This window comes from Enterobacter cloacae complex sp. S2 (genome assembly GCF_015159675.1).
Lineage (GTDB): Bacteria > Pseudomonadota > Gammaproteobacteria > Enterobacterales > Enterobacteriaceae > Enterobacter > Enterobacter intestinihominis.
The window spans coordinates 112,502-135,647 of the sequence record NZ_JADDTS010000002.1 but is presented as its reverse complement, the minus strand read 5'-3'; the positions used below and the strand labels follow the sequence as shown (position 1 = coordinate 135,647).

Here is a 23,146-nt window from a genome sequence, read left to right as displayed (position 1 = left end):
GGGCAATGGAATTCGCTTTTTATATCTGTGGCCTTATCGCCATCCTGGCTACGCTGCGAGTGATCACGCACACCAATCCGGTGCATGCGCTGCTGTATTTAATCATTTCGCTGCTGGCTATTTCCGGGGTGTTCTTTGCGCTGGGCGCGCACTTCGCTGGTGCGCTGGAAATCATCGTCTACGCCGGGGCCATCATGGTGCTGTTTGTGTTCGTGGTGATGATGCTCAACCTGGGCGGCTCTGAAATTGAGCAGGAACGTCAGTGGTTAAAACCACAGGTGTGGATTGGCCCGGCGATTCTGTCGGCCATCATGCTGGCGGTGATTGTTTACGCCATTCTGGGCGTCAACGACCAGGGTATCGACGGGACGCCAATCAGCGCGAAAGCCGTGGGTATCACCCTGTTTGGTCCGTACGTTCTGGCGGTTGAGCTGGCCTCAATGCTGCTGCTGGCGGGTCTGGTTGTGGCCTTCCACGTTGGCCGCGAAGAGCGTGTCGGCGAGGTGCTGAGCAACCGCACTGACGACCGCGCGAAAAGAAAAACGGAGGAACGCGCATGATCCCCTTAACACATGGACTGATCCTCGCTGCGATTTTATTCGTTCTGGGCTTAACTGGTCTGGTTATCCGCCGCAATCTGCTGTTTATGCTGATCGGTCTGGAAATCATGATCAACGCTTCCGCGCTGGCCTTTGTGGTCGCCGGTAGCTACTGGGGCCAGACCGATGGTCAGGTGATGTACATTCTCGCCATCAGCCTCGCGGCTGCTGAAGCGAGTATTGGCCTGGCGCTGTTGCTACAGCTCCATCGTCGCCGCCAGAACCTGAACATCGATTCAGTAAGTGAGTTGCGTGGATGAACATGCTTGCCTTAACCATTATTTTTCCGCTGATTGGCTTCGTGCTGCTGGCGTTTTCTCGCGGCCGCTGGTCTGAGAATCTGTCTGCCACCGTGGGCATTGGCTCTATCGGCCTGGCTGCGCTGGTCACAGCGTATGCGGGTATCGACTTCTTTAACAATGGACGTCAGGCCTACAGCGTACCGCTGTGGAACTGGATGTCGGTCGGTAACTTCAACATCGGTTTCAACCTGGTGCTGGATGGTCTGTCTCTGACCATGCTCTCCGTAGTTACCGGCGTCGGCTTCCTGATCCACATGTTCGCCTCCTGGTACATGCGCGGTGAAGAGGGATACTCCCGCTTCTTCGCCTACACCAACCTGTTTATCGCCAGCATGGTGGTTCTGGTGCTGGCCGATAACCTGCTGCTGATGTATCTGGGCTGGGAAGGCGTGGGTCTGTGTTCTTACCTGCTGATCGGTTTCTACTACACCGATCCGAAGAATGGCGCAGCGGCCATGAAAGCGTTCGTCGTGACCCGTGTGGGTGACGTGTTCCTCGCTTTCGCGCTGTTCATTCTCTACAACGAACTGGGCACGCTGAACTTCCGCGAAATGGTGGAACTGGCGCCGGCGCACTTCGAAGCAGGCAACAACATGCTGTGGTGGGCAACGCTGATGCTGCTGGGTGGCGCTGTGGGTAAATCCGCGCAGCTGCCGTTGCAGACATGGCTGGCCGACGCGATGGCGGGTCCAACCCCTGTCTCCGCGCTGATCCACGCCGCGACCATGGTCACCGCCGGTGTCTACCTGATTGCGCGTACCCATGGCCTGTTCCTGATGACCCCGGAAATTCTGCATCTGGTGGGTATCGTCGGTGCGGTTACGCTGGTGCTGGCTGGCTTTGCCGCGCTGGTGCAGACCGACATCAAACGCGTGCTCGCGTACTCCACCATGAGCCAGATTGGTTACATGTTCCTGGCGCTGGGCGTTCAGGCGTGGGACGCGGCCATTTTCCACCTGATGACGCACGCGTTCTTTAAAGCGCTGCTGTTCCTCTCATCCGGTTCGGTGATTCTGGCCTGCCACCACGAGCAGAACATCTTCAAAATGGGCGGACTGCGTAAGTCTATCCCGCTGGTGTATGTCTGCTTCCTGGTAGGCGGCGCGGCGCTGGCGGCACTGCCGCTGATCACCGCAGGCTTCTTCAGTAAGGACGAAATCCTGGCGGGCGCCATGGCGAATGGTCATATCAATCTGATGGTTGCGGGTCTGGTCGGTGCGTTTATGACCTCCCTGTACACCTTCCGTATGATTTTCATCGTCTTCCACGGTAAAGAACAAATTCACGCTCACGCAGGGAAGGGGATTACCCACCACCTGCCGCTGATTGTGCTGCTGGTCCTGTCCACCTTCGTTGGCGCGATGATTGTGCCACCGTTGCAGGGCGTACTGCCGGCGACAACCGAGCTTGAGCACGGTCGCGTTCTGACGCTTGAAATCACCTCCGGCGTAGTGGCTATCGCGGGCATCCTGATTGCCGCATGGCTGTGGCTGGGCAAACGCACGCTGGTGACTGCCGTTGCCAACAGCGCGCCGGGCCGTCTGCTGGGCACCTGGTGGTACAACGCATGGGGCTTCGACTGGCTGTACGACATGATCTTCGTGAAGCCGTTCCTGGGCATTGCGTGGCTGCTGAAGCGCGATCCACTGAACAGCCTGATGAATATCCCGGCGATCCTCTCCCGCTTTGCAGGTAAAGGCCTGCTGTTCAGCGAGAACGGTTATCTGCGCTGGTATGTGGCGTCCATGAGCATCGGTGCGGTTGTCGTACTGGCGCTGCTGATGGTGTTGCGTTGATTTTGAGTTAGCGGGGATTGTCGGGTGGCGCTAGCGCTTACCCGACCTACGGACCGTAGGCCCGGTAAGCGAAGCGCCACCGGGCAAAAGGCCCCGCACTCAAACGTGAATTTTGTCGAATTCGTTGAAAATCGGTCCCTGAGGGACTTTAACAAGGAATAAAAATCGCCATGTTACTACCCTGGCTAATATTAATTCCCTTCATCGGCGGCTTCCTGTGCTGGCAGACCGAACGCTTTGGCGTGAAGATGCCGCGCTGGATCGCGCTGATCACCATGGGATTGACGCTCGCGCTTGGTCTGCAACTCTGGTTGCAGGGTGGCTACTCACTGACCCAGTCCGCGGGCCTTCCGCAGTGGCAGTCTGAGTTCATTCTGCCGTGGATCCCACGTTTTGGTATTACGATCCACCTCGCGATTGACGGTCTGTCGCTGCTGATGGTGGTGCTGACCGGTCTGCTCGGCGTTCTGGCGGTACTCTGCTCCTGGCGAGAAATCGAAAAATACCAGGGCTTCTTCCACCTGAACCTGATGTGGATCCTGGGCGGCGTGATCGGCGTGTTCCTGGCCATCGACATGTTCCTGTTCTTCTTCTTCTGGGAGATGATGCTGGTGCCGATGTACTTCCTGATCGCGCTGTGGGGCCACAAGGCATCCGACGGTAAAACGCGTATCACGGCGGCCACCAAGTTCTTCATCTATACCCAGGCGAGTGGTCTGGTGATGCTGATTGCCATCCTGGCGCTGGTATTTGTGCATTACAATGCGACCGGCGTCTGGACCTTCAACTACGAAGACCTGCTGAAGACCCCGATGTCTCACGGTGTGGAATACCTGCTGATGCTCGGCTTCTTCATCGCCTTCGCGGTGAAAATGCCGGTCGTACCGCTGCACGGCTGGCTGCCGGACGCGCACTCTCAGGCGCCAACGGCGGGTTCCGTTGACCTGGCGGGTATCTTGCTGAAAACGGCGGCCTACGGTCTGCTGCGTTTCTCCCTGCCGCTGTTCCCGAACGCCTCCGCAGAGTTCGCGCCGATTGCCATGTGGCTTGGCGTGATCGGTATCTTCTACGGTGCGTGGATGGCCTTCACGCAGTACGACATCAAACGTCTGATTGCTTACACCTCCGTTTCCCACATGGGCTTCGTGCTGATTGCCATCTACACCGGCAGCCAGCTGGCGTACCAGGGGGCGGTGATCCAGATGATTGCGCACGGCCTGTCCGCTGCCGGTCTCTTCATCCTGTGCGGTCAACTGTATGAACGTCTGCATACCCGCGACATGCGTATGATGGGCGGTCTGTGGGGCAAAATGAAATGGCTGCCGGCGCTCTCCATGTTCTTCGCGGTGGCGACTCTGGGTATGCCGGGTACCGGTAACTTCGTCGGCGAGTTTATGATCCTGTTCGGCAGCTTCAACGTGGTACCGACGATCACCGTCATCTCCACCTTTGGTCTGGTGTTTGCCTCCGTGTACTCGCTGGCGATGCTGCACCGCGCTTACTTCGGTAAAGCGAAGAGTGAAATTGCTGCACAAGAACTGCCGGGGATGTCGCTGCGTGAGCTGTTCATCATCCTGCTGCTGGTCGTACTGCTGGTGCTGCTGGGCTTCTATCCGCAGCCGATTCTGGATACCTCGCACTCCGCGATGGGTAACATCCAGCAGTGGTTTGTTAATTCTGCTTCTACTACAAGGCCGTAATTCGCCATGACAATAACTCCACAACAACTGATCGCGCTGCTACCGCTGCTGATCGTCGGATTGACGGTGGTGGTTGTGATGCTCTCCATTGCGTGGCGACGCAATCACTTCCTGAATGCGACCCTGTCCGTTCTGGGTCTGAACGCTGCGTTAGTTTCCCTCTGGTTTGTTGGCCAGGCGGGAGCGATGGACGTCACGCCGCTGATGCGCGTTGACGGTTACGCCATGCTCTACACCGGTCTGGTGCTGCTGGCGAGCCTGGCAACCTGTACCTTTGCGTACCCGTGGCTCGAAGGTTACAACGACAACAAAGAAGAGTTTTACCTGCTGGTACTGATTGCCGCACTGGGCGGTATTCTGCTGGCGAACGCGAACCACCTGGCCGCGCTGTTCCTCGGTATTGAGCTGATCTCACTCCCGCTGTTCGGCCTGATTGGTTACGCTTTCCGCCAGAAGCGCTCTCTGGAAGCGGCAATCAAGTACACGATCCTGTCTGCTGCCGCGTCGTCGTTCCTGCTGTTTGGTATCGCGCTGCTGTACGCACAGACGGGTAATCTCTCCTTCATGGCGCTCGGTAAGAGCCTTGGCGACGGCATGATGCATGAGCCGCTGCTGCTGGCTGGTCTGGGCATGATGATTGTTGGCCTTGGCTTTAAACTTTCACTGGTTCCGTTCCACCTGTGGACGCCAGACGTATACCAGGGTGCCCCTGCACCGGTCTCGACCTTCCTGGCGACGGCGAGCAAAATCGCTATCTTCGGTGTGGTCATGCGTCTGTTCCTGTACGCCCCGGTGGGTGACAGCGAAGCGGTCCGCGTGGTGCTGGGCATTATCGCGTTCGTGTCCATCATCTTCGGTAACCTGATGGCGCTGAGCCAGACCAACATCAAGCGTCTGCTGGGCTACTCCTCTATCTCCCATCTGGGTTACCTGCTGGTGGCGCTGATTGCGCTGCAAAGCGGTGAGATGTCGATGGAAACTGTGGGCGTCTATCTGGCCGGTTACCTGTTTAGCAGCCTCGGCGCGTTCGGCGTGGTGAGCCTGATGTCCAGCCCGTACCGTGGCCCGGATGCGGATTCCCTGTTCTCCTACCGTGGTCTGTTCTGGCACCGTCCGATTCTGTCTGCGGTAATGACCGTGATGATGCTCTCTCTGGCGGGTATCCCGATGACGCTGGGCTTTATCGGTAAGTTCTACGTGCTGGCCGTCGGTGTGCAGGCGGGTCTGTGGTGGCTGACGGCGGGTGTCGTTATCGGCTCCGCGATTGGTCTCTACTACTACCTGCGCGTAGCGGTGAGCCTGTACCTGAGCGCGCCTCAGCAGCTCAACCGCGATGCGCCGTCTAACTGGCAGTACAGCGCGGGGGGCATTGTGGTGCTGATCTCCGCGCTGCTGGTGCTGATCTTCGGTATCTATCCGCAGCCGCTGATTGATATCGTGCAGCGCGCGATGCCGCTGATGTAAAAACAAAAAACCCGCCTCGGCGGGTTTTTTATTGTTTTCTCCCTCTCCCCGTGGGAGAGGGCCGGGGTGAGGGCACCAGCCCGCACAGAGTAAAACATGCCCAGCGGCGCTACGCTTGCAGGGCCTACGGGTCTTGTAGGTCGGGTAAGCGAAGCGCCACCCGACTAAGCCAGCTGCTTGCGGCTAATCAACGGCCCGTCAATCTTCTTCATCGAGCGGTCCAGCACCTCTTCAATTACCGACGACAGCTCGTTCAGCTCAAACTTCGCCACATAGCCGTCCGCCTTCACTTTGCGAATATGATCTTCGTTCGCGTTGCCGGAAAGAGACGAGTGGATCACCACCGGAATATCTTTCAGTACCGGGTCGGTTTTGATTTTGCGCGTCAGCGTAAATCCGTCCATCTCCGGCATTTCGAGGTCGGTTAATACCAGGGCAATCTTATCGGTAACGGGAACGCCCTCGGCCTGTGCCTGCGCGGCCAGCTGAGTGATTTTCTCCCATGCGTCTTTGCCGGTGATATGCAGCTGGGCCGGGATCTCCATCGCCTGCAATCCCTTCTCCAGCATTGAGCGCGCTACTTTTGAATCTTCTGCAACAATCGCGACAGAGCCAGGCTTGATGTTGAATTTGGTGGTTTCCAGATGGGTGGCGTGCAGATCGTGGTTCGCCGGGGTGATGTCGTACAGGATCTGCTCCACGTCCAGCACCATCGCCAGATCGTTGGTATCGGTCTTCTCGTCCAGACAGGCAATGCTGGTGATGTAGCGACCGCTGACGGCGGTTTCCGCGGCGTGCACCTGCTTCCAGTCCAGACGCATGATGTTTTCCACCGATTCCACGGCAAACGCCTGCACGCTGCGGGCATATTCGGTGATCAGCAGGATGTTCAGCCCGGTGGCTGGTTTGCAGCCGGCGACGGCGGCCAGATCGATCACCGGGATCACCTGGTCACGAATGTTCACCATCCCCATCAGCGGAGACTTCATTCCCGCCGGTTTGGTGAAGGTCGGCATCGGCACAATTTCGCGCAATTTGAATACGTTGATGCCGAACAGCTCGGATTTATTTTCGTTCAGAGAGGTGCCAAGACGGAACAGCAACAGTTCAAAACGGTTGGACAGGGTCAGGTTTGCCCTGTCATCAATATCTTTCTGGAAATTATCCATTCTACCCTCAAGAGAAATGCTGGCCTTTTAATCGTTATCGGCACGCTGAGGGAAAAATGAAGGACTAAACGCTGACCTGAGCAAAATCTTCCGCCAGCTCGCATGCCGGAAATACTTCCCGGCACTCTGCCAGCAGGCTTTCAGCGCCGCGGACGTCATAGCGTGAGCTGACGTGAGTAACAATCAGTTTCCGGACGCCAGCCTCACGTGCCAGCTGCGCCGCCTGACGCGTAGAGCTGTGCCCCCGGCTGTTGGCTTTTTCTTCCATCGCCGCTTCCAGCGTCGCCTCATGCACCATCACATCTACACCTCTGGCAAGCCTGAGCGCCGAAGGGCAGGGGGCGGTATCCCCAAAAATAGCCAGTTTTTTGCCCGGCTGCGGCGGGGCGAGGTAATCCTGACCGTTGATGACGCGCCCGTCTTCCAGCGTGACGGTCTCGCCGTGCTTCAGACGCTGGAACAGCGGGCCTGGTTTCACCCCATCGGCCTGCAACGCGGCGGCGTTCAGCGCCCCGGGCTTGTCATGCTCCTCAACGCGATAGCCGTAGCATTCCACCGGATGGTTAAGCGGGTAAGCGCGCACCAGGTAATCTCCGTCATCGAACACCAGACCCTCGCCGATCTCTAACACCTCCAGCGGATAATCGGTCCACGAGCCGCTCAGGCGCAGCGTGGTTTCAACGAATTCCTGAATACCCGCGGGGCCATAAATGGTCAGCGGGTTAGCGTTACCGGCCATCGAACGGCTGCACAGCAGGCCCGGCAGGCCAAACAGATGGTCGCCGTGCAGATGGGTGATAAATATTTTATCCACTTTCCCCGGGTGGTAGGAGGTATGCAGCAGCTGATGCTGCGTACCCTCACCGCAGTCAAACAGCCACAGCCCACCGCGGGTAGGATGCTTAAGATCCAGCAGAATCGCCGTCACGTTTCGTGAGCGGGTTGGCACGCCGGCGGACGTACCCAGAAAAATCAGTTCCATAACGCAATCAGCCCTTTGCCGAATGGGAAGGGGTTTAGTATAACGTGATGAACCCCAGGAAGGAGAAACACATGATCCAGTGGCAAGATCTACACCACAGCGAACTGTCCGTGCATTCACTCTACGCCCTGCTCAAGCTGCGCTGCGAAGTTTTTGTGGTTGAACAAACCTGCCCGTATCAGGATATCGACGGTGATGACCTGGTCGGCGAGAACCGGCACATCCTTGGCTGGCGCGATAACGAACTGGTGGCGTATGCGAGGATTCTGAAAAGCGAAGAGGATTTTGACCCTGTCGTCATTGGGCGCGTCATTATCAGCGGCCGCGCGCGCGGTGAAAAGCTGGGCTATCAGCTGATGGAAAAAACGCTGGACGCATGCCAGAAACAGTGGCCGGACAAGGCGTTATACCTGGGCGCGCAGGCGCATTTGCAATCATTCTATGGCCATTTTGGTTTTACCCCGGTCACGGACATTTACGACGAAGACGGCATCCCACACATCGGCATGGCGCGCGAAGCGAAACAGGCGCAATAGCAATACGTTGTCTATAGTTACCGGACTGGTGTACTAACATGGAGAAAAATATGTCATTTCAATCCTGGGATACCCGAGTCGACGACGACCTGACGCTGCTAAGCGAAACGCTGGAAGAAGTGCTGCGCTCTTCCGGCGATCCTGCCGATCAGAAGTACATTGAGCTCAAAGCCCGCGCCGAGCAGGCGCTGCATGACGTGAAAAACCGCGTCAGTAACGCATCCGACAATTACTACTACCGCGCTAAGCAGGCGGTTTATCGTGCTGACGATTATGTGCATGAAAAACCGTGGCAGGGCATTGGGGTCGGTGCGGCCGTAGGGCTGGTGCTGGGTCTGCTGTTAGCCCGTCGTTAAGCCGGTAAACCACTCCCTACACGTGGGTACTGCTATTTATCGTCAGTACCCCGTATAATATAAGGCTTTAACAGGGAGAGGTTCGCGTGCACTCGATTTTCCTCGCGCTGCAAAGCCTGCGTACTCAGCTTGCGCAAGCATTGCCAGCTACACCCGGTTTACGCCATTTCGATGTCTCTTTCCCGTTAAACGACGCCTTCGATCCGCTGGCCTGGCTCAGTGTGCAGCGATGCTATCCTCAGTTTTACTGGCAACAGCGCAGCGGTGATGAAGAACTTGCCGCGCTCGGAAGCCTCGCCCATTTCGATTCTCTGGCCTCGGCCTCGCGGTTTTTGCACACCCACGACGTAGCCAATGACACCCGTATCTGCGGCCTGAACGCTTTCAACCCAGCGCAGGGCAAGTTGTTTTTACCGCGCCTTCTCTGGCGACGGTCTGGCGGGGTCGCCACGCTGCGTCTGCAACTGTGGAGCGAAACGTCGCTGCGGGAAGATGCCCGTGAGGCGCTGAATTTTGTCGATAACCTGCGCGACGCCGCGCCGATCCGCCCGTTGTCCGTGCAGATTGTGCAGGAAACCCATCATCCGGAAAAACCGGAATGGCTGGCGTTGATTCGTCAGGCGACGGATACCCTTGCTCGCGGCGATTTTGAGAAAGTGGTCCTCGCACGTGCTACAGACGTGCATTGCCAGCAGCCCGTGAACGCCATCGCGCTGATGGCTGCCAGCCGCGCGCTAAACCTCAACTGCTATCATTTTTGTATGGTCTTTGACGCCAGCAACGCGTTCCTCGGCTCGACGCCTGAACGCCTGTGGCGGCGACGCGGCACGCTGCTGCGCACTGAAGCGCTGGCAGGCACCGTCGCCAGCCACTCTGACGATAAGCAGGCCCAGCGTCTGGGCGACTGGCTGATGAATGACGACAAAAATCAGCGGGAAAATATGCTGGTGGTGGAAGATATCTGCCAGCGTCTTCAGCACCATACCCGGACGCTGGAGATCCTGCCTGCGCAGGTGCTGCGTCTGCGCAAGGTGCAGCATTTACGTCGCTGTATCTGGACCGAACTTAAACAGCCTGACGACGAGCAGTGCCTGCATATTCTGCAACCGACGGCGGCGGTGGCCGGGCTGCCGCGACAGGCGGCGCGAGAATTTATTGCGAAAGTGGAGCCGTTTGACCGGGAGTGGTACGCCGGGTCGGCGGGCTATTTATCGCGCGATCAAAGCGAATTCTGTGTGGCATTACGCTCCGCCCGCGTTCACGACGCTGCGCTGCGTCTTTATGCGGGGGCGGGCATCGTCAGCGGCTCCGATCCGGAGCAGGAGTGGCAGGAGATCGAAAACAAGGCCGCCGGGCTGCGTTCCCTTCTCCTAAGGGATTAATACTGATTCGTGCAATCCCGATTCATATCAAAATTCTGACTTTTTCTATTATTTATACTGTGTCGCATTCTTGATACTGGACAATCTCATGTCAGTAAGTTCTTTTAACCGACGCTGGGCGGCGGTGATCCTTGAAGCCCTGACCCGTCATGGTGTCAGGCATGTGTGTATTGCCCCGGGCTCTCGCTCCACGCCGCTCACCCTTGCTGCCGCGGAAAACCGGGCTTTTATTCACCACACCCATTTTGATGAGCGGGGTCTGGGCCATCTGGCGCTCGGGCTGGCGAAAGTCAGCAAAGCGCCCGTGGCGGTGATAGTCACCTCCGGCACGGCGGTGGCGAACCTGTATCCGGCGCTGATAGAAGCGGGATTAACCGGCGAAAAGCTGATTTTACTCACTGCCGACCGTCCCCCGGAACTTATTGACTGCGGTGCTAATCAGGCGATTCGTCAGCCTGGCATTTTTGCCTCGCATCCTTCACAGACGGTCTCGTTGCCGCGCCCCACCCAGGATATTCCCGCCAGCTGGCTGGTCTCAACCCTTGACCACGCCATAAACGCACTGCGCAGCGGCGGGCTGCACATTAACTGCCCGTTTGCCGAGCCGCTGTACGGTGAAATGAACGATACTGGCCTCGTCTGGCAACAGCAGCTGGGAGACTGGTGGGAGAGCGAAAAATCCTGGCTGCGCGAGCAGACTCATCTGGAAAGCGCAAAACAGCGCGACTGGTTCTTCTGGCGCCAGAAGCGCGGCGTGGTGATTGCCGGGCGGATGAGTGCGGCGGAAGGCAAGCTGGCGGCGGAGTGGGCACAAACGCTTGGCTGGCCGCTGATTGGTGACGTGCTTTCCCAGACGGGCCAGCCGCTGCCCTGCGCCGACCTCTGGCTGGGTAACGCGAAAGCGGTTACCGAGCTGGCGCAGGCGCAGATTGTCGTCCAGCTGGGATCGAGCCTGACGGGGAAGCGTCTGCTCCAGTGGCAGGCCACCTGTACCCCAGAAGAGTACTGGCTGGTGGATCCGCTCGAAGGACGCCTTGACCCGGCGCACCATCGCGGCCGCCGCCTGGTGAGCAACATTGACAGCTGGCTGGAATTGCATCCGGCGGAAAAACGCAAACCCTGGGCGGTGGAGATCCCGGCGCTGTCACGTCAGGCGTGGGAACTCACCAAAGCGCAGTGCGAGGCGTTCAGTGAAGCCGGGCTGGCGCACCGTATCCGCAAATATCTTCCCGAGCAGGGACAACTTTTTGTCGGTAACAGCCTGGTGGTGCGCCTGATTGACGCCTTTTCGCAGCTGCCGGCGGGTTATCCGGTGTACAGCAACCGGGGCGCGAGCGGCATTGACGGCCTGATCTCCACCGCCGCTGGCGTACAGCGGGCCAGCGCGAAATCCACGCTGGCGATTGTGGGGGATCTCTCAGCCCTCTACGATCTCAACGCGCTGGCGCTCCTGCGTCAGGCGTCGGCCCCGTTCGTGCTGATTGTTGTGAACAATAACGGCGGGCAGATTTTCTCGTTGCTGCCGACGCCGCAAAGCGAGCGTGAGCGCTTCTATCTGATGCCGCAAAACGTGCAGTTCGAACACGCCGCCGCCATGTTCAGCCTGAAGTACCATCGCCCGGAAAACTGGGACGCGCTGGAGACGGCGCTGAACACCGCCTGGCGGCAGCCTGGCGCGACGCTGATTGAGCTGGTGGTAAACGATGCTGACGGCGCGCAGAAGCTGCAACATCTGCTTGCGCAGGTGAGTCACCTGTGATCCTCGCAGGCGTCTCCCAGCCAGGAAAACCAGGCTACCCCTGGCTGGTTTTCCTGCACGGTTTTTCCGGCGACTGTCGCGAGTGGCAGGCTGTCGGGGCGTCGCTGCATGACTACCCCCGGCTCTACATTGACCTGCCCGGGCACGGTGGTTCAGCGGATACGGGCGTGACGGGGTTTGCAGAGGTAAGTGAATTGCTCTCGCATACCCTTGTTAGTTACAACATACTAAGATACTGGCTCGTGGGGTACTCTCTCGGCGGCCGCATTGCGATGTTCCATGCCTGTCAGCATCCTGCGGGGTTAGACGGGGTGATTGTGGAAGGTGGGCACCCGGGCCTGCAAGACGCCAATGCGCGCCAGGCCCGGCTGATCTCTGACCGCCGCTGGGCGTCACGGTTTCGCAGTGAGCCGCTGGAGGCCGTCTTTGCCGACTGGTATCAACAGCCGGTCTTTGCCTCACTTACGGATGATCAGCGCAGGGCGCTGATCGCGCTGCGCAGCCGGAACAACGGCCCGAGGCTGGCAGAGATGCTGGAAGCCACCTCGCTTGCCGTTCAGCCTGATTTACGTCCCGCGCTCACCGCGCGTGATTTTTCTTTTGACTATCTCTATGGCGAACGTGACGGGAAGTTTGCAGCCATCGCTGCTGAACTCAACGCCACACGTCATGCTATCCCTCACGCCGGACACAACGCCCACCGGGACAACCCGGACGCGGTTGCCGCGAGTCTGGCTCAGATACTGCGTTATCGAACAAAGGACACGCTATGATCTATCCTGATGAACACATGCTTTACGCGCCGGTTGAATGGCAGGACTGCTCCGAAGGCTACACCGACATTCGTTACCACAAATCCGCCGATGGTATCGCCAAAATCACTATCAACCGTCCACAGGTGCGCAACGCGTTTCGTCCGCTGACCATAAAAGAGATGATCCAGGCGCTGGCGGATGCCCGCTACGATGACACTATCGGCGTCATCATCCTCACCGGGGAAGGGGAGAAAGCCTTCTGCTCCGGCGGCGATCAGAAAGTCCGCGGTGACTACGGCGGATACCAGGATGATGCGGGCACGCACCACCTGAACGTGCTGGATTTCCAGCGCCAGATCCGCACCTGTCCAAAACCGGTGGTCGCGATGGTGGCAGGGTATTCCATCGGCGGCGGTCACGTGCTGCACATGATGTGTGACCTGACGATCGCGGCGGAAAATGCCATTTTCGGTCAGACTGGCCCGAAAGTCGGCTCTTTCGACGGCGGCTGGGGCGCGTCCTATATGGCGCGCATTGTCGGTCAGAAAAAAGCCCGCGAAATCTGGTTCCTGTGCCGTCAGTACAACGCCCAGGAAGCGCTGGATATGGGGCTGGTTAACACCGTGGTGCCGATCGCCGATCTGGAAAAAGAGACCGTGCGCTGGTGTCGCGAAATGCTGCAAAACAGCCCAATGGCGCTGCGCTGCCTGAAAGCGGCCCTCAACGCCGACTGTGACGGTCAGGCGGGCCTTCAGGAGCTGGCAGGTAACGCCACCATGCTGTTCTATATGACCGAAGAGGGTCAGGAAGGGCGCAACGCGTTCAACGAAAAACGCCAGCCAGACTTCAGCAAATACAAACGGAACCCGTAATGCGTTGCGCGCAGGTTTACCGCTGGCAGATACCGATGGACGCGGGCGTGGTGCTGCGTGAACGGCGGTTAAAAACCCGTGACGGCTTTTGCGTGCATCTCCGGCAGGGCGAGCGGGAAGGGTGGGGCGAAATCGCCCCGCTTCCGGGTTTTAGCCTGGAAACGCTGGACGAGGCGCAGGCTGCGCTGATGGCCTGGACGTACGAATGGCGTGAGGGAGCAGTTCCGGCGCTGCCGGACGTTCCTTCCGCCGCGTTCGGCATCAGCTGTGCGCTGGCAGAGCTGGACGGCAGTTTACCGGACGCGGCGAACTATCGCGCCGCGCCGCTCTGTACCGGCGATCCGGATGAACTTTTCGCGCTCCTTTCCGCGATGCCTGGCGAGAAGGTGGCGAAAATAAAGGTTGGCCTGTACGAAGCAGTGCGCGACGGAATGGTGGTTAACCTGTTACTGGAAGCCATTCCCGATCTGCACCTGCGCCTGGACGCCAACCGCGCCTGGACGCCGCTCAGGGCGCAACAGTTTGCGAAGTACGTCAACCCGGCGTACCGCAGCCGCATCGCGTTTCTCGAAGAGCCGTGCAAAACGCGCGACGACTCGCGCGCCTTTGCCCGGGAAACCGGCATTGCCATTGCCTGGGATGAGAGCCTGCGCGAAGCCGATTTCGCGTTTGCCGCCGAGCCGGGCGTCAGGGCCGTGGTGATTAAGCCAACGCTGACCGGCAGCCTCGACAAGGTGCGCGAGCAGGTTGCGGCGGCCCATGCCGCAGGGCTGACGGCGGTGATCAGTTCATCCATCGAATCCAGCCTCGGCCTGACGCAGCTGGCGCGCATCGCTGCATGGTTAACGCCGGACACCGTTCCCGGTCTCGATACGCTAAACCTGATGCAGGCCCAGCTGATTCGTCAGTGGCCTGGCAGCACCTTGCCGTGCCTCGACGTCGGGGCGCTGGAGCCATTGCGATGAGTTTTACCGACTGGCCGTGGCGGCACTGGCGCACCCGGAGTGCCAATAAACCCGCGCTGCGTTTAGACGATATAACGCTCAGCTGGTCTCAGCTGGGCGAGCGTATCGATCGTCTCGCAGCCGGTTTTCAGTCTCAGGGCGTTACGGACGGTGATGGCGTCATGCTGCTCGCCCACAACCACCCGCAGACCCTGCTGGCCTGGCTGGCGCTGCTTCAGTGCGGCGCCCGCATTTTGCCGGTGAACCCTCAGCTTCCCCGTCCGCTGCTGGACGTCCTCCTGCCGCAGATGACCCTGCGCTTTGCGCTGGTGCTTAACGGTGAGTATGACGGTCTGCCCGGTCTGGTATTAAGAGAGGGCGAGGGGCAGGGCGGCGTCACGTGGCGGGCAGAACGGCTGGCCTCAATGACGCTCACCTCTGGCTCCACCGGCTTGCCGAAAGCGGCGGTGCACACCTGTGCCGCCCACCTTGCCAGCGCAAAGGGCGTGCTGGCGCTGATGCCTTACGGCGGTAGCGACGACTGGCTGCTCTCTCTGCCGCTGTTTCACGTCTCCGGTCAGGGGATTTTGTGGCGCTGGTTGCAGGGCGGAGGCCGTCTCACCGTGCGTGAAAAACAGCCGCTGGAGCAGGCGCTACAGGGCTGTACCCACGCCTCGCTGGTGCCAACGCAGCTGTGGCGGCTGCTTAATTCACACCATCCCGTCGCGCTGAAAGCCGTGCTGCTCGGCGGGGCGGAAATCCCCGTTGCGCTGACCGAACAGGCGCGCGAGCAGGGGATCCGTACGTTCTGCGGCTACGGTCTGACCGAGTTCGCCTCCACCGTCTGCGCCAAAGAGGCCGACGGCGCGCCGGACGTGGGCAGCGCGCTGCCGGGCAGAGACGTTCAGGTGGTGAACGGTGAAGTCTGGATCCGGGCGGAAAGCATGGCGGCGGGCTACTGGCGAGACGGCGCATTATTGCCGCTGGTCAATGAGCAGGGCTGGTTCGCCACCCGCGATCGCGGCGAGTGGCATGACGGACGCCTGACCATTCTGGGCCGAATGGACAATCTCTTTTTCAGCGGCGGAGAAGGGATCCAGCCCGAAGCGCTGGAGCGCGTTATCGCCACGCATCCGCAGGTAAGCCAGGCGTTTGTCGTTCCGCTGGATGATGCCGAGTACGGGCAACGTCCGGTGGCGGTAGTGGAATGCGAGCCGGGCACGGATATCACGCTGCTGCCGGAGTGGGTTCAGGGCAGGCTGGCGCGCTTTGAGCAGCCGGTACACTGGCTGGCGCTGCCGTCAGAACTGAAAAATGGCGGGATTAAAATCTCCCGCCAGGCGTTAAAGCAGTGGGTCAATGCCCTGTTGAGGGGCTAATCAGCCGATATCCGGCTGCGGTTTGTGCTGGCGTCGGCGGATCCAGCGCAGCACCGGCGGCACGACAATCACCATAATCGCCATTGCCAGCAGGATCTTCGTCACGCTGCTCTCCCACAGGATCCCCATGTTGCCATTGCTGATGGAGAGGGCGCGGCGCAGGTTCTGCTCCAGCATTTCCCCCAGCACAAACCCTAAAATCAGCGGCGACATCGGGAAGTGCATCTTGCGCAGAATGTAGCCCAGCACGCCGAGCAGCACCATCAACACCAGGTCGAAGGTGGTGCTGTGCACCGCGTACACCCCAACCGCAGAGACGGCGGCGATGGCCGGGACCAGGAACCACAGGGGAATGGTCAGCATGCGGGTGAACAGGCCGATCAGCGGGATGTTCATTACCAGCAACATCACGTTGGCGATCAGCAGGGCGGCAATTAAACCCCAGACGATATCGGGCTGCTCGGTAAACATCGCCGGACCCGGGGTGATGTTATAGAGCGTCAGCGCGCCCATCATTACCGCCGTGGTGCCGGAGCCCGGCACGCCGAGGGTCAGCATCGGGATAAACGAGCCGCAGGCCGAGGCGTTATTCGCCGCCTCCGGCGCCGCCACGCCGCGGATATCGCCTTTGCCGAAGCTGTCGCTGTTACCGCTCAGCTTTTTCTCGGTCATGTAGGTGATAGCGCTGGCGATAGTAGCCCCCGCGCCGGGCAGAATGCCGACGAAGAAACCGATCACCGACGAACGCAGGGTGGCGCCAATACACTGCGCCCCCTCTTTGGCATTAAAGAGCATACGTCCGGTTTTACGCACCAGCGTCTGCCCGCTGCTGGTATGCTCCAGCATCAGTAAGATTTCTGAGACAGAGAACAGACCAATCACCACGACGATAAACTGCACGCCGTCGGAGAGATGAACGCTGTCGAAGGTAAAACGATAAACCCCGGTGTTGGCATCCACGCCGACGGTGGCCAGACTGAGGCCAATCAACGCAGACAAAAACGACTTCAGCGGATTCTGCGCCATCATGCTGCCGAGACAGGCGATGGCGAACACCATCAGGGCAAAATACTCGGCCGGACCAAACGCCAGCGACCACTGGGCCAGCGCCGGGGCGAAGAGGATGATGCCGCCAATGGCGATCATGGAGCCAAAGAACGAGCTGACGGCAGAAATAGAGAGCGCCACGCCGCCGCGCCCCTGCTGCGCCATCGGGTAGCCATCCAGCGCGGTCATAATGGCGGCGGCATCGCCGGGCACGTTAAGCAGAATCGAGGAAATACGCCCCCCGTATTCGCAGCCGATATAAACCGTCGCCAGCAGGATCAGCGCCGATTCCGCAGGCAGGTGTAGCGCAAAGGCCAGCGGCAGTAAAATCGCCACGCCGTTGATAGGGCCAAGGCCCGGCAGCAGGCCGACGATGGTCCCGACGAAACAGCCGATCAGGGCGATCACCAGGTTTTCCGGGGTCATCGCTACCGCGAACCCCTGAGAGAGATAGATCCAGGTATCCATAGCGTGCTCCGTTAGTTAAACCATGCGCCGAGCGGCAGGGTCACGTCCAGCAGGCGGTCGAAGGCGTACCAGAGTAAAATGCCCAGTACGACCCCGGAGATCCCCGCCGCAGGCAGCGAGGCGTTAAACAGTATGCCAATCACCATCGTCAGCAGGGCGGTGGCAATCGGGAAGCCGAGCCACTCAAAGCCCCACGCATACATCAGCAGGACAATTACCATTACCAGCAGACGTTGCAGCGTACGGCGTGGCGGCCACTCCACGGTATCCGGATGGCGCAGCAGCAGCGCCACCGAGCAGAGCAGCATCAGGCCGACTATGCCGACGGGGAAGGGGCGTGGCCCCACGGGTTCATAGCTGTATTCGCTGTGGATCTGCCAGGCGACGAACATGCCGCCAATGCAGAGCAGCAGCCATATCCCGGCAAAAATGCGATCGCTCATAGCGCCTCCGGTTATTTCGCCAGACCAAAGGCTTTCGCCTGTTCGCGGTAGTCATTCACCTGTTTTTTGACATACTCGTCCAGCTGCTTGCCGTTCAGGTTGAACTCAAACAGCCCGCGCAGATCGCGCTGTTTTTTGAACTCCTCGGTTTGCTGAAGTTTTGCGAAGGTATCCACCCACCACTGGTACTCGGCGTCGGTCACTTTTGGCCCGACGAAGAAGCCGCGGATGATCGGCCAGACCAGGTTATAACCCTGCTCTTTAGCGGTTGGGACGTCTGCCAGCTGGCCCGGCAGACGGTTTTCCGAGAAGACCGCCAGCACGCGGATCTTATCCCCGCTCAGGTAGGGCACCATTTCGCTGAGATCGCCCGATACCGCCTGGACGTGATTGCCCATCAGCGCCGTCACCGGCTCGCCGCCGCCTTCAAAGGCCACGTAACGCATCTTGTGCGGATCCACTTTGGCCTGCTGCGCCAGCAGCGCGGCTTTCATCCAGTCCTGGCTGCCGATAGAGGCGCCCGCGCCAATGACCACGCTGTTCGGATCTTTTTCCATGGCGGTCAGCAGATCTTTCAGGGATTTCCATGGGGAGTCCGCGCGCACGGCGATCATGCCGTAATCGGTGCCTACGGTGGCGAGCCAGCGCACGTCATTCACGTCATAACGACCAAATTTCCCCTGCGACAGGTTCAGCAACGAACCGCCGGAGAAGGCCACCACGGTGCCCGCTTCGGCAGGGCGCTGCGCGACGATGGCGTTATAGGCTACCGCGCCCACGCCGCCGGGCATGTAGGTGACGCGCATCGGTTTTTCAATGGCCTTCGTCTCCAGCAGGCTGACCTGAATCAGCTTGCAGGTCAGGTCGAAGCCGCCGCCGGGTTTGGCCGGGGCGATACATTCGGTACGGGATGGCGCGTCCTGCGCCTGAACGACAGAGGCACTCAACAGCAATACGCTTGCAGCAAGGGTAGAAAGTAATTGTTTTTTCATCGTTTATCCTCACGCCGGAGAACCGGGAGTACGGGTACGGGTGTATTTTTTCTGATTATGTGAACCACCTTGTAGCGGTTCCGTTGCGTGATTGTTAAAACAATAACCTTTCATTTCCCTTTCACTGCGACACCAACTTTACAGGATGTGATATGCGTCTCTTACTGGCGGAAGATAATCGTGAGCTGGCTCACTGGCTGGAAAAAGCGCTGGTACAAAACGGATTTGCCGTGGATTGCGTCAATGATGGACGGGCGGCCGATCATCTTTTGCAGGGAGAAAACTATGCCGTCGCGATCCTTGATATCGGCATGCCCGGCTTCGACGGGCTGGAGGTGGTGCATCGCCTGAGAAAGCGCGGGCAGACGCTGCCGGTGCTGTTTCTTACCGCCCGCAGCAACGTGGCAGACAGGGTGAAGGGGCTGAATGCCGGGGCGGATGACTACCTGCCGAAACCGTTCGAGCTGGAGGAGCTTGATGCCCGCCTGCGCGCGCTGCTGCGCCGCAGCGAAGGACGAACCCAGGAGCGCCAGCGGCTGGGAGAGCTGGAGTACGATGATGAAGGCTTTTTTCTGCTGCGCGATGAACCCCTTTCCCTCACGCCGCGCGAACTCTCTTTGCTGAAGGTGCTGATGCACCGCCGGACCCGTCCCGTCTCCCGGCAACAGCTTTTCGACCAGGTATTCAGCCTGAACGACGACGTCAGCCCCGAGAGCATCGATCTCTATATTCACCGCCTGCGTAAGAAGCTGACCGGCAGCGGGGTGCGGATCATTACCCTCCGGGGGCTGGGCTACGTGCTGGAGTGCGGCGATGAGGTGGGTTAAGCCGCAGTCGCTTTACCTGCAACTTTTGCTTTTTCTGGGTTTGCCGCTGCTGCTGTTATGGGGGCTGTCAGCCTTTAACAGCTACGTTAGCGCGTTACAGGCGGCGACGCAGGCCTATGACCGCACGCTGTTATCCTCGGCGCGCACGGTGTCAGAGCGGCTGGTGGTGCACAACGGTAAACTCCAGGTGAACGTGCCCTGGGTCGTGCTCGACAGCTTCGAGCTGAACATGAACGATCGCCTCTATTACAAGGTCGTGGACCCTGACGGGCGGACGATCTCCGGCTACGACGATCTGCCGAATATGCCTCCCTCCACGTCGCGCACTACACACTATCCGGCGCTGGCGTGGTTTTATCATACCGAGTATCGCGGGCAGGCGATCCGCGTGGCGAAGCTGCTCCAGCCGGTTAACGAGGACAGTGTGTTCGGGATGGCGGAGATCTACGTCGCCGAAACGTTGCAGTCGCGGCGCTATCTGGCCACTCAGCTGCTGTTTTCCTCGCTCGTGTCGCAGGGGCTGCTGGTGCTGCTGACGCTGGTCCTGACCGCGTGGCTGCTGCGTCGCGTGCTGCGCCCGATGCGGCAGCTCTCGTCCCTGATGGTGCGCCGTGAGCCGGGGCTGCTGGCTCCGCTGCCGGAGTTATTGCCCTGGTCGGAAACGCGGCTGCTGATTGTGGCATTTAACCGCTATATCGACAGGTTACGTGGCGTGCTTTCGCGGCAGGCGCGCTTTAACGCTGACGCCTCACACCAGCTCAAAACGCCGCTGGCGGTGCTGAAAACCCAGGTATCGGTTGCCCTGACGCGTAACGATCCGGCGCTGTGGCAGGAGAGCTTACGGGCGATGAACGTCACGCTGGATAACACCATCGTGCTGACGGAAAGGCTGTTGCAGCTTTCGGCGGTGAAGCGAAAAGAGCAGGGGGAGCGACAGTTTGCGCCTGTCGATCTGGTACAGGTGGTGCAAAACTGCTGCTTTTCCCGGCTGGCGCAGGCGCGCAGCAAGGGTATCGATCTCGGTTATGACGGCGTACAGCAGCCGGTAATGATTGAGGGGGATGACGTGTTGCTGGGCGAACTTTGCGCCAACCTGCTGGAGAACGCGATCAAATACACACCGGAGCAGGGCGTCGTGACGGTGTACCTGCGCACGGCTAACGATGCCGTTGAGCTGAGCGTGGAGGACAGCGGACCGGGCATTGCTGAAGACCAGATCTCCCAGGCCATGCTGCCGTTTCATCGGTTGGATAACGTGGGCGATGCCGCCGGGTCCGGCATTGGCCTGGCGCTGGCTAACGATATTGCCCGCCTGCACCGCAGCCATCTTCAGCTGATGCCCAGTGAAAATCTGGGTGGGCTGAGCGTGAAAATGCGCTTTCTGATGCAGGTATAAATGCCGATATTATCAAATCGTTACAAACTAATTGCCCGCCGCACGCGGAGTCCATTGATCACACAGGCAGTCAGGTTAAAATCTCGCGGTTTTTGGACATCTCTGAATAAATTGTGCGGGATCACGACAATGAAAAAAGTGGCATTAATGGGCTTAAGCGGCCTGATGTTTGTTTCAGCAGCGGCAAACGCAATTTCCTTCAACGGCTCGGCGGGACAAGATTATACCCATCTGGGCTTTGGTCTTGGCACGGATAGCGCAGGCCTGGCAATGACCGGCGGCTGGACGCACAACGACGACGATGGGGATGCGGCAAGCCTGGGCCTCGGCTTCAACGTGCCGTTGGGTCCCTTCCTGGCGACCGTCGGCGGTAAAGGCATTTACACCAACCCGAACGACGGCGACGAAGGCTACGCGGCGGCAGTGGGTGGCGGCTTGCAGTGGAAAATTGGCGACAGCTTTGGCCTGTTCGGTGAGTACTACTACTCCCCGGATTCCCTCTCCAGCGGTATCGACAGCTATCAGGAAGCTAATGCCGGCGCGCGCTGGACCATCATGCGTCCGATCACCATCGAAGCGGGCTATCGCTATCTGAACCTGGCCGGTAAAGACGGCAACCGCGACAACGCCCTGGCAGACGGCCCGTACATTGGCGTGAGCGCCGGTTTCTAATCCTCTCGGCGCGGCGTTCAGTCGCGCCAGTTTCTCTCTTCCCCCGGTCTTCGATTGCGCTATAGTGTTTTGACCATTGAAATGGGAGAACACAATGATAAATGTGGAAATGTTATCCACTGGCGACGAAGTGCTGCATGGGCAAATCATTGATACCAATGCCGCCTGGCTCGCCGATCTCTTCTTTGAGCAAGGATTACCGTTAACGCGCCGCAACACCGTAGGTGACAATCTTGAGTCGCTGGTCAACGTTCTGCGCGAGCGCAGCGAACGCTGCGACGTGCTGATTGTGAACGGCGGGCTGGGACCCACCAGCGACGATCTCAGCGCGCTGGCCGCCGCCACGGCCAAAGGCGAAGGCCTGGTTCTGCACGAGGCGTGGCTGGCACAGATGGAGCGCTTTTTCTCCGGGCGTGGCCGCGTGATGGCCCCCAGCAACCGCAAGCAGGCTGAAATTCCCGCCAGCGCGGAACTGATTGATAACCCGGTCGGCACCGCCTGCGGGTTTGCCGTTCAGCTGAACCGCTGCCTGATGTTCTTCACCCCGGGCGTGCCGTCGGAATTTAAAGTGATGGTCGAGCAGCAGATCCTGCCGCGCCTGCGCGCGCGCTTTACGCTGCCTGAACCGCCGCTGTGCCTGCGTCTGACCACCTTTGGTCGCTCGGAAAGCGATCTGGCCCAGAGCCTCGATCACCTGCAACTGCCTCCTGGCGTGTCGATGGGCTATCGCTCCTCCATGCCGATTATTGAACTGAAGCTGACCGGACCGGCGTCAGAGAAAGCCGCCATGCTGGCGCTGTGGCCGGAAGTGCAGCGCGTCGCCGGGGAAAGCCTGATTTTCGAAGGAACGGAAGGGCTGCCGGCGCAGATCGCAGGGCATTTGCAGTCCCGCCAGTTGAGCGTGACGTTAAGCGAGCAGTTTACCGGTGGGCTTCTGGCGCTTCAGCTTACCCGGGCGGGTGCGCCGCTGCTGGCCAGTGAAGTGGTGCCGTTCCAGCAGGAGACGCTGGCGCAGACGGCGCGCTGGGCGTCCGAGCGCAGAGTGAAGCATTTCGCCGGGCTGGCGCTGTTTGTGGGCGGGCTGGATGAGGAGCACCTCAACTTTGCCCTGGCAACGCCGGAAGGGACGCACGCCCTGCGGGTCAGGATGAGCATTACCCGCCACAGCCTGGCCGTGCGTCAGGAGGTGTGCGCGATGATGGCGCTGAACATGCTGCGCCGCTGGCTGAACGGGAAAGAGGTCGCCAGCGAGCACGGCTGGATCAACGTCGTCGAATCGCTGTTCGTGGAGTGAGAGTGTGCCGGG

22 protein-coding genes are annotated in these 23,146 nt (G+C 59.6%); 17 read left to right on the top strand and 5 right to left on the bottom strand.

Annotation, left to right across the window (positions count from 1 at the left end; translation table 11 throughout):
• Nucleotides 1–5: 5 nt before the first annotated feature.
• The 5 genes from nuoJ (at nucleotide 6) to nuoN (ending at nucleotide 5,861) form a co-directional block, all read left to right on the top strand.
• Complete coding sequence (gene nuoJ / locus IPZ49_RS01275) at nucleotides 6–560, top strand: NADH-quinone oxidoreductase subunit J (protein ID WP_003861493.1); 555 nt, start codon at nucleotides 6–8, stop codon at nucleotides 558–560.
• The gene (gene nuoK, locus IPZ49_RS01270; protein WP_003861496.1) at nucleotides 557–859 is read left to right on the top strand and encodes an NADH-quinone oxidoreductase subunit NuoK; all 303 of its coding nucleotides are present in this window, start codon (nucleotides 557–559) and stop codon (nucleotides 857–859) included. Before nuoJ ends, nuoK begins: the two co-directional genes overlap by 4 nt.
• On the top strand, nucleotides 856–2,697 hold the full coding sequence (gene nuoL / locus IPZ49_RS01265) for an NADH-quinone oxidoreductase subunit L (protein ID WP_003861497.1): 1,842 nt from the start codon (nucleotides 856–858) through the stop codon (nucleotides 2,695–2,697). Before nuoK ends, nuoL begins: the two co-directional genes overlap by 4 nt.
• A 170-nt stretch (nucleotides 2,698–2,867) precedes the next feature.
• Entirely contained in the window at nucleotides 2,868–4,397 is a 1,530-nt protein-coding gene (nuoM, locus tag IPZ49_RS01260; RefSeq protein ID WP_003861498.1) for an NADH-quinone oxidoreductase subunit M, read from the top strand.
• Nucleotides 4,398–4,403: 6 nt separating this feature from the next.
• The gene (gene nuoN / locus IPZ49_RS01255; RefSeq protein WP_015572273.1) at nucleotides 4,404–5,861 is read left to right on the top strand and encodes an NADH-quinone oxidoreductase subunit NuoN; all 1,458 of its coding nucleotides are present in this window, start codon (nucleotides 4,404–4,406) and stop codon (nucleotides 5,859–5,861) included.
• A 164-nt stretch (nucleotides 5,862–6,025) separates the two neighbouring features.
• Here the strand turns inward: nuoN and IPZ49_RS01250 are convergent, their stop codons facing one another.
• Together IPZ49_RS01250 and rbn are read right to left on the bottom strand one after the other, a co-directional pair.
• On the bottom strand, nucleotides 6,026–7,030 hold the full coding sequence (locus IPZ49_RS01250) for a chemotaxis protein (RefSeq protein ID WP_058689103.1): 1,005 nt from the start codon (nucleotides 7,028–7,030) through the stop codon (nucleotides 6,026–6,028).
• A 64-nt stretch (nucleotides 7,031–7,094) separates the two neighbouring features.
• Nucleotides 7,095–8,012, bottom strand: coding sequence for a ribonuclease BN (gene rbn, locus IPZ49_RS01245; protein WP_015572275.1), 918 nt, complete (start codon nucleotides 8,010–8,012; stop codon nucleotides 7,095–7,097).
• A gap of 71 nt (nucleotides 8,013–8,083) precedes the next feature.
• Between rbn and IPZ49_RS01240 the strand changes: the two genes are divergently transcribed.
• The 8 genes from IPZ49_RS01240 (at nucleotide 8,084) to menE (ending at nucleotide 15,995) form a co-directional block, all read left to right on the top strand.
• Nucleotides 8,084–8,548 carry a GNAT family N-acetyltransferase gene (locus IPZ49_RS01240; protein WP_048247059.1) on the top strand — a complete coding sequence of 155 codons (465 nt, stop codon included), beginning with the start codon at nucleotides 8,084–8,086 and terminating at the stop codon, nucleotides 8,546–8,548.
• Nucleotides 8,549–8,598: 50 nt separating this feature from the next.
• A complete protein-coding gene (elaB, locus tag IPZ49_RS01235; protein ID WP_017693006.1) occupies nucleotides 8,599–8,904 on the top strand; it encodes a stress response protein ElaB in 306 nt (101 codons plus the stop codon).
• 86 nt (nucleotides 8,905–8,990) lie between these two features.
• Nucleotides 8,991–10,286: an isochorismate synthase MenF gene (menF, locus tag IPZ49_RS01230; RefSeq protein WP_048973462.1), complete on the top strand. Its 1,296-nt coding sequence runs from the start codon at nucleotides 8,991–8,993 to the stop codon at nucleotides 10,284–10,286.
• Nucleotides 10,287–10,374: 88 nt separating this feature from the next.
• Nucleotides 10,375–12,045, top strand: a complete 1,671-nt coding sequence (menD, locus tag IPZ49_RS01225; protein WP_193762831.1) for a 2-succinyl-5-enolpyruvyl-6-hydroxy-3-cyclohexene-1-carboxylic-acid synthase — start codon at nucleotides 10,375–10,377, stop codon at nucleotides 12,043–12,045.
• Nucleotides 12,042–12,818 carry a 2-succinyl-6-hydroxy-2,4-cyclohexadiene-1-carboxylate synthase gene (gene menH / locus IPZ49_RS01220; RefSeq protein ID WP_058689101.1) on the top strand — a complete coding sequence of 259 codons (777 nt, stop codon included), beginning with the start codon at nucleotides 12,042–12,044 and terminating at the stop codon, nucleotides 12,816–12,818. Before menD ends, menH begins: the two co-directional genes overlap by 4 nt.
• The gene (gene menB / locus IPZ49_RS01215; protein WP_032669451.1) at nucleotides 12,815–13,672 is read left to right on the top strand and encodes a 1,4-dihydroxy-2-naphthoyl-CoA synthase; all 858 of its coding nucleotides are present in this window, start codon (nucleotides 12,815–12,817) and stop codon (nucleotides 13,670–13,672) included. The genes menH and menB overlap by 4 nt, the downstream gene beginning before the upstream one ends.
• Entirely contained in the window at nucleotides 13,672–14,637 is a 966-nt protein-coding gene (menC, locus tag IPZ49_RS01210) for an o-succinylbenzoate synthase (RefSeq protein WP_047741419.1), read from the top strand. The genes menB and menC overlap by 1 nt, the downstream gene beginning before the upstream one ends.
• Nucleotides 14,634–15,995 (top strand): o-succinylbenzoate--CoA ligase, encoded by a 1,362-nt coding sequence (gene menE, locus IPZ49_RS01205; RefSeq protein WP_032654327.1) that lies wholly within the window; start codon nucleotides 14,634–14,636, stop codon nucleotides 15,993–15,995. Before menC ends, menE begins: the two co-directional genes overlap by 4 nt.
• Here the strand turns inward: menE and IPZ49_RS01200 are convergent, their stop codons facing one another.
• From IPZ49_RS01200 to IPZ49_RS01190, 3 genes are read right to left on the bottom strand one after another with little or no spacing between them, the layout of a single operon-like run.
• Nucleotides 15,996–17,510 (bottom strand): tripartite tricarboxylate transporter permease, encoded by a 1,515-nt coding sequence (locus IPZ49_RS01200; protein WP_015572280.1) that lies wholly within the window; start codon nucleotides 17,508–17,510, stop codon nucleotides 15,996–15,998.
• A gap of 11 nt (nucleotides 17,511–17,521) precedes the next feature.
• The gene (locus tag IPZ49_RS01195; RefSeq protein ID WP_003859443.1) at nucleotides 17,522–17,953 is read right to left on the bottom strand and encodes a tripartite tricarboxylate transporter TctB family protein; all 432 of its coding nucleotides are present in this window, start codon (nucleotides 17,951–17,953) and stop codon (nucleotides 17,522–17,524) included.
• A gap of 11 nt (nucleotides 17,954–17,964) precedes the next feature.
• The gene (locus IPZ49_RS01190) at nucleotides 17,965–18,945 is read right to left on the bottom strand and encodes a tripartite tricarboxylate transporter substrate binding protein (protein WP_006811363.1); all 981 of its coding nucleotides are present in this window, start codon (nucleotides 18,943–18,945) and stop codon (nucleotides 17,965–17,967) included.
• A gap of 152 nt (nucleotides 18,946–19,097) precedes the next feature.
• Here IPZ49_RS01190 and tctD point away from each other — a divergent pair, with 152 nt between their 5' ends.
• The 4 genes from tctD (at nucleotide 19,098) to IPZ49_RS01170 (ending at nucleotide 23,134) form a co-directional block, all read left to right on the top strand.
• A complete protein-coding gene (tctD, locus tag IPZ49_RS01185; protein WP_006811361.1) occupies nucleotides 19,098–19,772 on the top strand; it encodes a transcriptional regulator TctD in 675 nt (224 codons plus the stop codon).
• Nucleotides 19,759–21,168, top strand: a complete 1,410-nt coding sequence (locus IPZ49_RS01180; RefSeq protein WP_023304141.1) for a sensor histidine kinase — start codon at nucleotides 19,759–19,761, stop codon at nucleotides 21,166–21,168. The genes tctD and IPZ49_RS01180 overlap by 14 nt, the downstream gene beginning before the upstream one ends.
• A gap of 129 nt (nucleotides 21,169–21,297) precedes the next feature.
• Nucleotides 21,298–21,840, top strand: coding sequence for a YfaZ family outer membrane protein (locus tag IPZ49_RS01175; RefSeq protein ID WP_017383419.1), 543 nt, complete (start codon nucleotides 21,298–21,300; stop codon nucleotides 21,838–21,840).
• Between the two features lie 94 nt (nucleotides 21,841–21,934).
• The gene (locus tag IPZ49_RS01170; protein ID WP_017383418.1) at nucleotides 21,935–23,134 is read left to right on the top strand and encodes a nicotinamide mononucleotide deamidase-related protein YfaY; all 1,200 of its coding nucleotides are present in this window, start codon (nucleotides 21,935–21,937) and stop codon (nucleotides 23,132–23,134) included.
• Nucleotides 23,135–23,146: the final 12 nt, after the last annotated feature.